Origin of the sequence: Falsihalocynthiibacter sp. S25ZX9, from assembly GCF_041205405.1 — a bacterium.
GTDB lineage: Bacteria > Pseudomonadota > Alphaproteobacteria > Rhodobacterales > Rhodobacteraceae > Falsihalocynthiibacter > Falsihalocynthiibacter arcticus.
In genome coordinates, this window is record NZ_JBGFCD010000010.1 from 96,614 (window position 1) to 110,868 (window position 14,255).

The following is a 14,255-nucleotide window of genomic DNA, read 5'->3' on the forward strand; positions in this document are numbered from 1 at the left end:
ATAATTGGCGCTTTAAGCGAGAATGATTCGAGGGTCCAAGCCAAGCGTTTTTAAAAACTCAGAGAGTTGAGCAAGTAGCTCTAGCGGACTTAATGGGCCTTCCAGAACACCCACTTTCTCGGTCGTAAATCCCGCGCTCAAAGGACGAATAACCAGCATGTATTTTGCGCGAGTTGCACTGGCTTGAATATCGGCCGAAGTCAGCGTCTCGGAGGACGACGCAATCAAGGCACTGGGCTGCGAATGCGCCTGAACGATGTGATATATCTGGCGTTTTAAGTCTAATCTGTCAGGCGCAGATTCTTGAATCCAGACAGCCCCTTGTACGACCTCAGAGAGCCCCTTGTGGAAGCTTAGCGCTGTATCTTGAACCTTCTCAAACGCTAAAATCTCCGCTTGGGCCTGCTGAAAAAGACGACGCATTTTTTCTTCCGCCAGCGGATCGGGATCAAAAACCCGAACGCGCCACCCCGCCCGCAGAAAGAGCAACGCCCAATTCCGCCCCACGGTCCCGCAGCCAATTATGGCTACGGTTTTTTCCTCGTCGCGACTCATCTAATACGGCATCGGATGGCTGCGGTAAGCCTGATTGATGTCGGCCAGTACCTCTGCGCTTAAGGTAAGCGAATCCGCTTTAAGCGAGTTTTCCAATTGTTCAACCGAGGTTGCGCCGAAGATTGGCGACGTCAGGAAGGGGCGTGTCATTGTCCATGCAATCGCCATTTGTACAGGGTCGATCCCATGCTTTTTTGCAATCGCATGATACGCATCAATGGCGGGCCATACGCGCGGGGTCACGCGTCCGCCAAGTGTCTCCTCAAGCGTGCGGCGCGACCGCTCAGGGAATACTGTTCCACCTTCATATTTACCGGTCAAAAGGCTCGCGGCCAACGGGGAGTAAGCCAGCAAGGTGACGTCCTCGTTACAGGAAAGCTCTGAAAAATCGGTATCAAACACACGGCACAGCAAGGAGTATTCGTTTTGCACGGTTTGGACGCGCGGTGCGCCAAGCTCGTCGGCAAGGCGCAACCACTGGGACGTGCCCCATGCACTTTCGTTTGAAAGCCCAAACTCGCGGATTTTGCCTTCTTTCTGAAGGGCGGCCAACGTCTGGAGGATGTCGGCCATGTGATCCATGGTTTTCGCGCGATCCTGAGAAGACGGGTCAAATTCCCAATACTGGCGGAAGTGATAGGACCCGCGATTGGGCCAATGGATTTGATAAAGGTCGATGTAATCGGTTTTGAGGCGCGCAAGAGAGCCTTCGAGCGCGGCGCGCATTGTTTCGCCCGTAAGGGGCTGCCCTTCGCGCACAAACCGTTCGTTAAACCCGCTGACTTTCGTCGCGATCACCCAATCGGCGCGGCGCGCTTGGTTCTTGGCAATCCAGTTTCCAACGATGGTCTCTGTGTTGCCGACGGTCTCTTTCGCAACTGGCGTCACCGGATACATCTCGGCGGTGTCCATGAAGTTGATGCCGCGTTCGGCAGCGAAATCAATCTGAGCATGCCCTTCGGCTTCGGTGTTTCGGCTTCCCCAAGTCATTGTTCCCAAACAAAGTTGTGTGACTTCGAGAGAGCTGCGGCCCAATTTGATTTTTTTCATAACCCGATCCTTTTTATAGTGCCGCCAACTTAGGGGTAGACGCGCCTATGGCAAGGGGAAAATAGATTGAGAACAAAGTGGGAACGTGTTACTTTTGGACCATGTCCAGCCCCCTTATCACCCGCGCGCGGCCGAGTCCGAGTCGCGACATCACTTTTCTAAAGGAACTCACTCTGGCGCCCTCCCGCGCCCATGAGTTCTGTGGAAACGCCCGTCACAGCCTTGCCTTGATGGTCGCTCAAGAAACACAGGGGCCGGTTTTCTGGATTCATCCCGGCTGGATCCCCGACCAGCTCAATCCCGATGGCGTCTGTCGGTTCATTGATCCGTCACGCCTGATTTTCGTGACGCCAAATCGGGCCGAGGATTTGCTTTGGAGTGTGGAAGAAGTTCTGCGGGCGGGGATCGTGCCGCTTGTGGTCGCCGATATTCCGGGATTTCCCAGCCTTACCTCGGTGCGTCGCCTGCATCTTGCGGCGGAAACCGGTACGCGGGAAGGCCGCGAGAGGCCGATTGCCCTTTTGCTAACGCCAGCAGATGGCGGGGCGCAGGGATGCGAAACGCGCTGGCATATGGCGCAGGATTATAAGGCCGACGCTCCGGCATGGCACCTAGAACGGCGCCGCTCCCGCTCCCTCGCGCCAAAAGCGTGGCACATCACCCGAGATCAGGAGCGTTTTCACCTTACCCGTGCTCTTCTCAAAGCGGACTCCACACAAAACCCAGAGCAGCGCGCCCAAGCCAAGGCCGTTAAGTAAAGAGAAAATCACCTTGGTACCCGCGGCCGGGCTCGAACCGGCACGGCCTTTCGGCCCAGAGATTTTAAGTCTCTTGTGTCTACCATTCCACCACGCAGGCCAAGGTGTGGCGACCATAGCGATTGGGGGAAAAAGGTAAAGGCCACACAGACGAAATTCGGCAAAAAATCGGGATCAAAAAACCGCGTTAATTTCGCTGCTCCATTGCCCGCCCTCTTTCACCGTTTCCATGGCAACATGGGTGCTGGTGTGGGCAACAAAGGGGAGTGCCGAAATATCCTCGCCCAAAACTTTTCGAAAGTCCTGCATGTTTTGGGTCCGTACCTTCAAGAGATAGTCGAACTGACTCGCAAGCATGTGGCATTCTTCAATTTCAGACACTTTCTGGGCAGCCAAGTTGAACATCTTCAGCGCAGATTCACGCGTATCCGTCAGGCGCACCTCGACAAACGCCACGTGATCGCGCCCAAGTCGAATAGGATCAATGATCGCCTGATAGCCCGTAATATAGCCCTCGACCTCAAGGCGTTTAAGACGCACCTGCGTCGGGGTCTTGGATAAACCGATCTCTCGCGCCAAGTCTGTCACGCTCAAGCGACCGTTGCGCGACAAGAGCCGAAGGATCAACGAGTCAAAACTATCCAGATCGCCTAAAATTACCGCCAAAATAAGTCTCCTAGCCTATTAAATCTCGAATTACAGGAAAAAGTACCTTATTTTCTCAGCTACACCAAGGAAATTGTCAGTCACCTCAAGTCTAGAAGAAAGGCTTCTATATGGAAACAATCTCAGACCTTCGCTCACAAATCACTCAAGCCACTTATATGGATCAAGAACAAGCCATTTCCCGTCTTCGGGACATCGCCGACCTTGACGCATCGGTGCGCGCGCAAATCAGTGAAGAAGCCGCAGCCCTCGTTGTGGCCATCCGCGAAGGCTCCAAGCCGAGCATTATCGAGAACTTCCTTTCGGAATATGGTCTTTCCACCGAAGAAGGTGTGGCGCTGATGTGCCTCGCTGAAGCCCTGCTACGTGTCCCTGACGCGCCAACCATGGACGCGCTGATTGAAGACAAAATCGCGCCGTCCGATTGGGGCAAACACCTTGGCCAAGCGGCGTCGTCCCTCGTGAACGCCTCGACATGGGCACTGCTTTTCACAGGGCGCGTTCTTGAAACCAACACTCCCGGCATCGGCGGTGTGTTGCGCAGCGCAGTTAAGCGTCTGGGCGAACCCGTGATCCGTTCCGCAGTTAAACGCGCAGTCCAGGAAATGGCGCGGCAATTCGTACTGGGGGAAACCATCGAAGGCGCCCTCAAGCGTGGCTCTGGCATGATGGCCAAAGGCTACAGCTATTCTTTCGACATGCTCGGCGAGGCGGCCCTTACTGAGGACGACGCCCTTAAGCATTTCGAAGACTACGCTACCGCCATTCGCACCATCGGACACCAGGAATCCCCACAAGCTGGGGCTGGCATATCGGTCAAACTTTCGGCCCTCTATGCGCGCTATGAACCCGCGCAAAAAGCCAAGGTTATGGAAATTCTCCTGCCCCGCGTCAAAGAGCTGGTGCTCATGGCAAAAGAGCGCAACATGGGCTTTAATATCGACGCCGAAGAGGCCGCGCGCCTCGACATTCTACTCGATATCACTGAGGCCCTGATCTCCGATCCCGACCTCGGCGATTGGACGGGCTTTGGCTTTGTCGTTCAAGCCTATGGGCAGCGGGCAAGCTATGTCATCGATTGGCTCGCAGCCCTCTCGAATACCCATAACCGCCCGATCATGGTCCGCCTCGTCAAAGGTGCCTATTGGGACACCGAGATCAAACACGCTCAAGAGCTTGGCCTCACAGGCTACGCCGTTTTCACAACAAAACCCGCGACCGATATCTCCTACATCGCTTGTGCGCGCCGCCTTTTCGCAGCGGGCGACACGATCTTTCCACAATTCGCAACCCACAACGCACATACGATTGTCGCCATTCGCACCATCGCCCCCAAAGGCGCGCGGTACGAGTTTCAGCGCCTGCATGGCATGGGTGAATCCGTCCACGAAAGAGTCCGCGAAACCTATGGCGATGCCTGTCGGATTTACGCCCCCGTCGGCACCCACAAAGACCTGCTGGCCTATCTGGTGCGCCGCCTTCTTGAGAACGGTGCAAACAGTTCCTTCGTCAACCAAATCGTTGACAGTTCTGTGCCTGCAAGCGAAGTCGCAGCAGACCCGTTTTCCCTCGAAACCACCAGCACCCTCCCAACGGGCGACGCGCTCTTTCAGCCCGAAAGACGCAATTCTGCGGGCATTGATTTCGACTACCCGCCCGATCTTGCAAAAACCCTCGCGGCACGCGCGCCCTTTATGAAGTCAAGCTTCACCGCCGCCCCCACAAATGCCACCGATCTCACCACTGGCGAGGACGTGCAGAATCCCAACGATTTTTCGGACATCGTCGGAACGGTACACCACGCCTCCCCTGAACAAATTGAGGATGCATTCGCGCAAGCAAAACCTTGGGAGGCATTGCACCCCGAGCGCATTCTTGTGCTCAATCGTGCAGCGGATCTCTTTGAGGAAGAAGTCGGACAGGTCTTTGCGATCCTCGCACGCGAGGCCGGAAAAACGCTCCCCGACTGCCTTGCTGAACTGCGTGAAGCCGTTGATTTCATTCGGTACTATGCCGTTCAAGCCCAAGCCAGCCCACAACCGGCTGTTGGGATTTTCGCCTGTGTTTCCCCTTGGAATTTCCCGCTGGCGATCTTTACGGGCCAAATCGTGGCAGCGCTCTCGACGGGGAATGCCGTACTGGCCAAACCCGCCGAAAGCACACCACTGATTGCGGCTTTGGCGGTCTCGCTGTTTCACAAAGCGGGCGTACCAAAGAGCGCGCTACAACTCCTACCCGGCACTGGCGCGACCGTTGGCCAAGCCCTAACTTCCGATCCGCGCGTCGATGGCGTTTGCTTTACGGGGTCAACGGGAACAGCCCACAGAATCCGCAAGAATATTGCCAACAATCTCTCGACCGGCGCGCCCTTGGTTGCCGAGACGGGCGGCATAAACGCGATGATCGTCGACAGCACGGCCCTTATGGAACAGGCCGTTTCGGATGTGATCGCGAGCGCGTTTCAATCCGCGGGTCAACGCTGTTCTGCACTGCGCTGCGTCTATGTGCAATCGGACGTCGCACAGGAATTTGAAACCATGATCGCGGGGGCAATGGACTTGTTGAATATCGGCGACCCTGCTGATATTTCAACCGATATTGGCCCTGTTATCAGTGAGGTAGCGCGCAAGAGCATTCAAGACTACATCGACGAAGCCCGTACAAATGGCCGCGTTATGAAGGAACTTGCACGCCCTGAAAACGGTCATTTCGTCGGGCCAACTCTGCTTAAAACGCCCGGTGGCTTGAAGGACATGCCGCGCGAAGTTTTTGGCCCCGTCTTGCATTACACCACGTTCAACAGCGAAGACTTTGAACGTGTTTTGGCCGATGTGAACGCCAGTGGATACGGGCTTACCTTCGGTCTTCACAGCCGGATTGATGCCCGCGTTGAAGTCGTCAAAGCCACGCTCAACGTCGGCAACCTCTATGTGAATCGCAACCAGATTGGGGCTATCGTTGGAAGCCAACCCTTTGGTGGGGAAGGATTGTCCGGCACAGGCCCAAAGGCGGGCGGGCCCTATTATCTTGCGCGATTTACGCGGCCAAATGCACCCGACGACCAAGAGCCCAGAGAGCCCTATGTCGACGAGCCGACCCCCTATGGCACAGGCGAAATCTTCCCGCTGCCGGAACGTCTTCTTCCGGGACCAACGGGCGAAGCAAACACCCTTTGGACCTCTCCCAGAGCGCCCCTTTTGTGCCTTGGACCAAGCGTCGCGGCGCAAAATGCCCAAGCAGCCGCCGTTCAGGCGCTTGGGGGTGCGGCGATTGTTGGACGTCTCGCGCCTCAGCAACTCACTGATTTAGAAGGGATTTCTGGCGCAATCTATTGGGGAGATCACAGCGATCCAGAAGCGCGTGCTTATGTACAAGCGCTTTCGGAGCGTGAAGGGCCGATCCTGCCGTTCATCACCTCGCATCCTGACATCGCGCATGCTTTGCATGAACGTCATCTGTGCGTTGACACCACAGCGGCGGGCGGAAATGCGGCCCTTTTGGCAGAGGGAGGCCTCTAGCGCTTGACCAAAACTCGCGAATAGGCAAGCTACCCAAATGCTTCCTATTCGCGACCACAACCCATCGACCCGCAAACCGTATGTGACCCATGCGCTCATTTTTCTGAATGTCGCAATTTTCGTCAGCTACTACATGAAATTGGGCGTCCCATCCGAGATAAATCCGTTCCTCGCCCAATGGGCGTTGGTGCCACAGTGGGTTATGAATGGTGAGGGGCTTTATACGCCTTTGACGGCAATGTTCCTGCATGGTGGCATTATGCACCTTGCAGGTAACATGTTGTTTTTATACATTTTTGGCGACAACCTCGAAGACCAACTCGGGCATATTGGCTTCCTTGCTTTTTACCTTATTGGCGGGGTCGCCGCCGGATTTGGGCATGCGATTTCGGACCCGAATTCCCTCACACCGATGATCGGCGCCTCGGGGGCGATTGCCGCAGTGATGGGCGGATATTTACTGTTATTCCCGCGCGCCAAGGTGGATGTATTCTTCTTTTTCCTCGTGTTTTTCAGGATTTTCGCGCTGCCCGCGTGGATTGTTTTGGGGGTTTGGTTTGGGATTCAGGCCGTTAATAGCGCGATTATGACCGCCGCTAGCAGTGGCGTTGCCTATTGGGCGCATTCGGGGGGTTTCGTTGCGGGGGCGCTTATGATGATCCCGTTTTGGCTCAGCCAAGGCGGCACCGGATTTTGGAGGCGCACCCATGGTCACGCCCCCAATCCCGAAGCGAAATACCCCGTGTCGCGGAGTTCGATTCCCAGCGTGCGACGGCGCAAATAAAAAGGGAACCGGAAGGCCCCCTTTTTTAAACTTTTTAAACACCGCAGATGGAATTTTTTAAAGTTTTTAAACCTTTTTGAAGCCCGTTTTAGCCGCGAATGACCTTTGCAAAGCGTTCGAACATCGGCTCGTTGGCACAGATGACCGAGCCGCTTTCAATAATGTTGTCGCCCTTGGCGAGAGGTTCCACGAGAGCACCCGCTTCGCGCGCGAGCACGAGGCCAGCGGCCATGTCCCACGGCTTGAGGCGACGCTCCCAGAAGCCGTCATAGCGGCCAGCGGCCACATAAGCGAGATCGAGGGAAGCAGCCCCCCAACGGCGTACGCCAGCACAGGCGGGAAGGATGCGCGCGAGGTCTTGAAGCGTGTCTGGCAAATCGCCGCGACCCGCAAAAGGCAGACCCGTGGCGTAAATTGTTTCGATCATATGGGTGCGACCGGAGGCGCGAATGCGGCCTTCGTTCATCCAAGCGCCTTGGCCTTTTTCGGCAAAGAAGGTTTCGTCCTTGCAGGGGTCAAAAACCACGCCCGCAACGATTTCGCCTTTGTGCTCCAATGCAACCGAAACGGCCCAATGCGGCAAGCCGTGGAGGAAGTTTGTGGTGCCATCAAGCGGGTCGACAATCCAGCGGCGTGTTGGGTCAGTTCCGGGGATTTCGGCACTCTCTTCGGCCAACCAACCGTAGGTCGGGCGCGCTTCCATCAAGTCTTCTTTGAGAATTTCTTCGGCGGTAATATCGGCTTTGGAGACGAAGTCGCCCGCACCCTTTACCGAAACCTGAAGGTTTTCTACTTCGCGGAAGTCTTTTGCCAGGCTGCGACCAGCCCGACGGGCGGCTTTCACCATGATATTAAGATTCGCACTGCCGATCATGAGGGTACTCCATTGATAAGATCGCGCATATACGCGGCGACAGCCGATTTGCCAAGCCAAAAGGCGCTATTAGATTAAACAGTCGCCCTTAAGCGTTGGAGCTTCACGGGTTCGGTGCGCGCCAAACGAATAAAATGCGCCATAAAAGGTTTTTGGATGTCGTCGGTGCGCACGGCGGCATAGAGGCGTTTTGTGGCCCCCTTTTTGCCTAACGGGCGCGTGACATAATCGGAGTTGTAGCGCACTTCGCGCACGACCCAATCGGGCAACACGGCCACCCCGCGATTAGAGGCGACGAGCAAAAGGATGACGGCCGTCAGTTCGACCTGACGAATGGCGGCGGGTTCGATTTTGGCGGGTGTGAGGAACTCGGTGAACACATCCAGACGGGTACGATCGACGGGATAGGTTATGAGGGTCTCGCCGCGCAAATCCTCGGGTTCGATGAATTCTTTTTTGGCCAGCGGGTGGCTTGCGGCGGCGACAAACACAGGCTCATAGTCAAAAAGAGGTGAGAATTGAATGCCTTCCAGCGTTTCGGGGTCCGAAGAGACGACCAGATCAACGCCCTCCTTTTGCAAGGCAGGCAGGGCATCAAAGGCCAATCCAGGGCGGATATCGACATCGACATCGGGCCAAGCTTTGCGGAATTCCTCAAGCACGGGAAACAGCCACTCAAAACAGGCGTGGCATTCAATTGCGATATGCAAGCGGCCAGACTTGCCGGAAATAAGCCCCGCAAACTCGGCCTCAAGGGCGGCAACTTCGGGGAGGACCTTCTCGGCCAACCGCAGGAGTTTCATGCCCGCGGGGGAGAGCTTCATCGGTTTGGTGCGGCGAATGAAAAGCTCCACCCCCGCCTGATCCTCAAGCCCCTTTACTTGGTGCGAAAGCGCCGATTGTGTGGTATTGAGGAGGTCAGCCGCGCGGGCCAAACCGCCAGCCTCATGAATGGCTTTGATCGTTCGCAGGTGCCGGAATTCCAGATGCATTATGCATGAGCCTCATATTAATCTTGAGAATTATGAATTTGTCTCACATTGCGAGATGTGAGACAAGGGTTCAAGCCAAAAGGATGGATACAAAATGACAACGACACAGACGCCGCGCATTTCTTTCGAGTTTTTCCCACCGCAATCCTTGGAGGCCTCTTTTCGGCTTTGGGATACGGTGCGCGCCTTGGCCCCTCTTGAGCCCAGCTTTTCATCGGTGACTTATGGCGCGGGGGGCACGACACGTGACTTGACCCATGAAGCGGTCGCCACGATCCACAAAAATTACGGCCTGAATGTTGCGGCGCACCTTACCTGTGTGGACGCAACCCGCGAAGAAACCATGCAGATTGCGCAATCTTATTCCGACGCTGGTGTGACGGAAATTGTAGCGCTGCGCGGCGATGCGCCCAAGGGAGCCGAGTCGTTTACGGCCCATCCAGACGGGTTTGCGGATGCCTGTGAGTTGATCGAAGCCCTCGCAGATACAGGGAAATTCAAGCTGCGCGTTGGCGCCTATCCTGAGCCGCACCCCGATTCGCCGTCATCGCAGGCCGATGTTGACTGGCTTAAGCGCAAGATTGATGCAGGGGCGCATTCGGCGATCACCCAGTTCTTTTTTGAAGCGGATACGTTTTTTCGCTTCCGCGATGCCTGTGTAAAAGAGGGTATTGATGCGCCTATCATTCCGGGCATTTTGCCGATCCAAAGCTGGAAAGGCGCACAACGTTTTGCTGCGCGCTGTGGCACCTCGGTTCCGACTTGGGTTGCGGAAGCGTTTGAGAAGGCGGAGCGCGATGATCGGAGCGAACTTTTGGCGACGAGCCTGTGTACGGAACTGTGTTCGGACCTGCTTGAGGGCGGTGTTGAGGACTTGCATTTCTATACGCTCAACCGTCCAGAACGCACGCGTGATGTGTGTCATGCGCTGGGAATTACACCGTCGAAAGTCTTGCAAAACGTCGCATAACTTTAGCTGACGGGTTCGCTTTGTAGCCGCTCAAGCGAAGATTTTTGCGGGTGATCGCGGGGAACCGACGGGTGAATGCTCTCGGAGGGATCGCGTCCGACTTTGCGTTTCCAACGGGACACAAACATCGGCCCCCAGCGGTACTGCGTTGTGACCGAAGGCGCGGTTACATCGCAGGGGTATTGCGCGCGCCATCCGTTTGGGAGCGTAAGGCCGAGCGCCTCGGCTTGCTCTAACATCCAGACGAGGGGAATGTTGGAGAGCGGTCGGGCAGCCTCAAACCCGCCCAATTGCCCACCGATATCGGCATGGTGTCCGCGAAACCACATTTGCTCCACATGACCTGTCCACGAGGGCGAACTTTCCCACATGACGGGCGCAAAGGTCTGGCGCGTTTCGTCAAGCGCCAGCGCCTGAAACCCATTGCGCACGGAGGTTCCAAGGTGGGGGCTGTGAAAGGCGTGACGGTGATCGGTGAGGCGCCAGAGGAAGGGAATTGGCAGGCCGAGCGCTTTGACCGTTTCCCAAACGCCGACCATTTCGATCTCGATACGCGGGTGGCAAAATGCTGCGCGAAAGGCGTGGATTGCATCGGTGTCGGCGGGGCCTTGATACAGGCGATAGGCTTGGCGAATGTTGCGTTCGGTGGCGTGGTGCGGTTTGAGCAAGCCGACTTGTTCGATCATCCCCGCCAAGGAGCGCACGGTAAACGCGCCGCGTGAATATCCAAACAGGTAGATGCGATCCTCGGTGTGATAGCGGCTGGCTAAAAAACCATAAGTCCGGCGGATTTGGCGATTGATGCCGCGCCCTTCGATGACGTCCCGTGTGCTGCGCCAATCGGGCCATTGGATACCAGATTCATACCGCAGATTTGGGCGATCTCGAGCAGGAAGGCTGCACAGAAGTTTATAGAACAGACCGGCGTTGGAGCGCCGCCCATCGTCGAGGCTAGAGAGCGTTCCATCAAGGATAATCACATGATTTTGAGCACCGCGATGCGGCGTTAACGGCGGTTGCTCGACCTCCTTTTTGAGGCGAAGCCAACGCAGTAAGTGATCACGCAGCCTTGTCATGAGCCTCCTGCAGGAGGGCCCAAACGCGCGACGGAGTGAAGGGCATATCGGCCTGTTTTACACCACGTGCATGCAGTGCGTCCTGCACCGCATTGGCGACGGCAGCCATGCTTCCGACGGTGCCCGCCTCGCCGCAGCCCTTCATGCCCATGGGGTTGGCCGTGGAGGGGGTTGGCTCGGTGGTGAAGTCCACGAAGGGCATATCATCGGCGCGGGGCATGCCGTAATCCATGAAACTCGCACTCAGGAGTTGGCCTTCGGCGTCGTAAACGACATGTTCCGAGATCACTTGACCCAGCCCTTGGGCCACGCCGCCGTGAACTTGGCCTGCGACCAACATCGGGCTGATGAGATTGCCGAAATCATCGGTCACCGTATAACGCACCACGCTTGTTTTGCCGGTTTCAGGATCGATCTCGACCTCGGCGACATGGGCGCCGTTTGGATACGAGCGCCCCGGTATTTCGGCGCGGGCTTCGAACGTCAGTAAATCAGTGCGACCGTCGACCCGCGCCATCTCGGCCACCTCAAGCATGGTCGGGGCAAGGTTGGAGGCGTCGGCGCGGAACTGGTTATCGTCAAAGGAGATTTGCGCAGCGTCGACGCCCATTTTCTCGGCCAAATAGGGGGTGAATTGCGCCACGATTTTGGCCACGGCCGCGAGGGTCACGTGGGTTTGTACTGTGACCGAGCGCGAACCGCCCGTGCCGCCGCCCTTGGCGATGCGGTCGCTGTCGCCTTGAACCACTTCGATAAGCTCCATCGGGATGCCCGATTGATCGGACAGGAAGGTGGCGTAGACGGTTTCGTGGCCTTGGCCGTTGCTTTGGGTGCCGACATAGATTTTGGCGGTGCCGTCCTCAACGAACTCAACTTTTACCGCCTCGGAAGGGTCGCCAAGGATGCTTTCGATGTAGAAACACAGGCCAAGGCCGCGCAACTTGCCGCTGGCTTCGCTTTTGGCGCGACGATCTGCGAAACCTGCCACGTCACATTCGGTTTCTACCCGCGTGAGGACGCGGTCAAAATCGCCTACGTCATAGAGTTCGCCCGTGGCGCTTGTGTAGGGGAAGGCGTCTTTGGGGATGAAGTTTTTGCGGCGCAATTCCCATGGATCGACGCCCAATTCGCGGGCGGCTTGGTCCATTGTACGTTCTAGCGCGAAGATGGCTTCGGGGCGGCCCGCGCCGCGATAGGCGTCGGTTTGGGTGGTGTTGGTATAGATGCCCTTCACGGCGTGGAATGTGGTGGTGCAATCGTATGTGCCCATCAAAACCTTGGAAAAAAGCTCGGTTTGAATGGGCTGTCCGAATTGCGAATTATAGGCACCGAGGTTGTTGACCGTGGTGACGCGATAGGCTTGGATTTTGTGGTTTTCGTCGAAGGCCAATTCGCAGGTCGAGATCAAGTCGCGGCCAGCGTTATCCGACAACATGCTTTCGGAACGGTCGCCCATCCAGCGCACGACACGGCCCAAGGATTTGGCAGCGGCGGCGACCAGAAAGTTTTCCGGATAGGCCATGGCTTTCATGCCAAAACCACCGCCGACGTCGGGGTTGGTGATGCGGATATCTTCGGGGTCCATCTTGAAGGCGTGCGCGATTTGATCTTTGTGCTCCCAGACGCCCTGTGCATTGATGGCGACGTGCAAACGGGTGCCGTCCCACTCGGCATACGCGCCGCGCGGCTCCATTGAATTGACGATAATGCGGTTATCGACCACCTTGGCTGTGATGTGATGCGCGGCGGCGTCAAACGCGGCTTGGGTGGCGGCCTCATCGCCCATCGACCAATCAAAGGCAATGTTATCAGGAGCTTCGGGGTGGATGAGCGCGTCACTTGGGATGGGGTCTGCGGAGACGGGAAGATCGGTATAGTCAAATTCGATCAGTTCAGCGGCGTCGCGGGCCAAGGCCAGCGTATCGGCGACGATGAAGGCGATGGCCTCGCCGACAAACCGTACACGACCCTTAGCCAAAATCGGCCGCAGGGGCGCGGCCCCTTTGGAGCCGTCGCGATTTTTCACGGTCGCGCCCTTCATGCCTATATTCATGCCCATTGCATCTAGATCGGCGGCAGTTAAAACCGCGTGAACGCCCTCCGCCTCCAAGGCCTCACTCACATCCAAATTCACGATGTCCGCGTGGGCCACCGACGAGCGGAACACATATCCGTAAAGAGCATTCGCCGGAACGATATCGTCCACATAGCGTCCCTGCCCCGTTAGAAACCGAACATCTTCGGTTCGTAACACAGACTGACTTTTTCCAAACTTTTCCATAGTGCCTCCACGCGTTTTGGGTATCTTTAGCGCCCATGTTCCAAGTGTCCAGAGCGATGGCCTAAATCCATGGATAAAGTGGCACCCTGCGCGGGAAAACGCGGATATTGCACAATAATTGGCGTTCATCCTTGACAGATCATGCGATACATATCGTAACAATCGGTAGAACAAACGACATATAGGACAGGCGCTATGGACCCTCTTGATCGCAACATTTTGGCACAATTATCCAGCGATGCGCGCCTGTCTGTGGCGGTATTGGCACGCAATCTTGGGGTGGCGCGCTCGACCATTCAGGCGCGAATTGCGCGGCTTGAAAAGCAAAACATCATCGCGGGATATACGTTGCGGATCGGGGCCTTAACACAAGAATCGCGGATTCATACGACGGTTTTACTGACGGTTGAGCCAAATGCGCACCTGATCGTGTTGGCGGGTTTGCGCACCATTCCGGAGGTGGAGCGTGTCTCGACCACAAGCGGGCGGTTCGACCTTTTGCTGCAAGTTGTCTGTTCCACACCGCCCGCCCTCAACGATGTCCTCGACCAAATCGGCGAAATCAGCGGTGTGCAAAGGAGTGAGAGTTTGATCCACTTGGCCACAAAACTTGACCGCACGACATAATTTGTAAAGCGCGCCCTTCCCCTTGGGCTATGCATTCTATAAGGCATTCGGGACAGATTTTTTGCGCGGACACCGTGGCAAACCAATGGACTTAGCAAGATTGA

The 14,255-nt window shown here is 56.4% G+C and carries 12 protein-coding genes and 1 tRNA gene; 5 read left to right on the plus strand and 8 right to left on the minus strand.

Annotated features, from left to right (window positions below; genetic code table 11):
- Positions 1–12: 12 nt before the first annotated feature.
- Positions 13–555: a 3-hydroxyacyl-CoA dehydrogenase NAD-binding domain-containing protein gene (locus AB9F29_RS12705; protein WP_369755934.1), complete on the minus strand. Its 543-nt coding sequence runs from the start codon at positions 553–555 to the stop codon at positions 13–15.
- Positions 556–1,605: an aldo/keto reductase gene (locus AB9F29_RS12710; RefSeq protein ID WP_369755935.1), complete on the minus strand. Its 1,050-nt coding sequence runs from the start codon at positions 1,603–1,605 to the stop codon at positions 556–558.
- Positions 1,606–1,706: 101 nt separating this feature from the next.
- On the opposite strand from AB9F29_RS12710, the gene AB9F29_RS12715 reads away from it, so the two are divergent.
- Positions 1,707–2,363, plus strand: coding sequence for an ImuA family protein (locus tag AB9F29_RS12715; RefSeq protein ID WP_369755936.1), 657 nt, complete (start codon positions 1,707–1,709; stop codon positions 2,361–2,363).
- Between the two features lie 14 nt (positions 2,364–2,377).
- Here AB9F29_RS12715 and AB9F29_RS12720 read toward each other — a convergent pair.
- Positions 2,378–2,463 (minus strand) — tRNA-Leu (locus AB9F29_RS12720).
- A gap of 74 nt (positions 2,464–2,537) precedes the next feature.
- Positions 2,538–3,029, minus strand: coding sequence for an Lrp/AsnC ligand binding domain-containing protein (locus tag AB9F29_RS12725; RefSeq protein ID WP_082802245.1), 492 nt, complete (start codon positions 3,027–3,029; stop codon positions 2,538–2,540).
- A gap of 110 nt (positions 3,030–3,139) precedes the next feature.
- Here AB9F29_RS12725 and putA point away from each other — a divergent pair, with 110 nt between their 5' ends.
- Together putA and AB9F29_RS12735 are read left to right on the plus strand one after the other, a co-directional pair.
- Positions 3,140–6,547, plus strand: a complete 3,408-nt coding sequence (gene putA, locus AB9F29_RS12730; protein WP_369755937.1) for a bifunctional proline dehydrogenase/L-glutamate gamma-semialdehyde dehydrogenase PutA — start codon at positions 3,140–3,142, stop codon at positions 6,545–6,547.
- A gap of 37 nt (positions 6,548–6,584) precedes the next feature.
- On the plus strand, positions 6,585–7,331 hold the full coding sequence (locus tag AB9F29_RS12735; RefSeq protein WP_369755938.1) for a rhomboid family intramembrane serine protease: 747 nt from the start codon (positions 6,585–6,587) through the stop codon (positions 7,329–7,331).
- 88 nt (positions 7,332–7,419) lie between these two features.
- On the opposite strand, the gene AB9F29_RS12740 is transcribed toward AB9F29_RS12735, so the two are convergent.
- Together AB9F29_RS12740 and AB9F29_RS12745 are read right to left on the minus strand one after the other, a co-directional pair.
- A complete protein-coding gene (locus AB9F29_RS12740) occupies positions 7,420–8,205 on the minus strand; it encodes an inositol monophosphatase family protein (protein WP_039004632.1) in 786 nt (261 codons plus the stop codon).
- A 74-nt stretch (positions 8,206–8,279) separates the two neighbouring features.
- A complete protein-coding gene (locus AB9F29_RS12745; RefSeq protein ID WP_039004631.1) occupies positions 8,280–9,197 on the minus strand; it encodes a LysR family transcriptional regulator in 918 nt (305 codons plus the stop codon).
- Between the two features lie 94 nt (positions 9,198–9,291).
- Between AB9F29_RS12745 and metF the strand changes: the two genes are divergently transcribed.
- The gene (gene metF, locus AB9F29_RS12750) at positions 9,292–10,167 is read left to right on the plus strand and encodes a methylenetetrahydrofolate reductase [NAD(P)H] (protein ID WP_369755939.1); all 876 of its coding nucleotides are present in this window, start codon (positions 9,292–9,294) and stop codon (positions 10,165–10,167) included.
- Positions 10,168–10,169: 2 nt separating this feature from the next.
- On the opposite strand, the gene AB9F29_RS12755 is transcribed toward metF, so the two are convergent.
- Positions 10,170–11,243 carry a DUF2235 domain-containing protein gene (locus tag AB9F29_RS12755; RefSeq protein WP_369755940.1) on the minus strand — a complete coding sequence of 358 codons (1,074 nt, stop codon included), beginning with the start codon at positions 11,241–11,243 and terminating at the stop codon, positions 10,170–10,172.
- Complete coding sequence (locus AB9F29_RS12760) at positions 11,227–13,524, minus strand: xanthine dehydrogenase family protein molybdopterin-binding subunit (protein WP_369755941.1); 2,298 nt, start codon at positions 13,522–13,524, stop codon at positions 11,227–11,229. The genes AB9F29_RS12755 and AB9F29_RS12760 overlap by 17 nt, the downstream gene beginning before the upstream one ends.
- Positions 13,525–13,719: 195 nt before the next feature.
- Between AB9F29_RS12760 and AB9F29_RS12765 the strand changes: the two genes are divergently transcribed.
- Positions 13,720–14,151 (plus strand): Lrp/AsnC family transcriptional regulator, encoded by a 432-nt coding sequence (locus AB9F29_RS12765; RefSeq protein ID WP_335584697.1) that lies wholly within the window; start codon positions 13,720–13,722, stop codon positions 14,149–14,151.
- Positions 14,152–14,255: the final 104 nt, after the last annotated feature.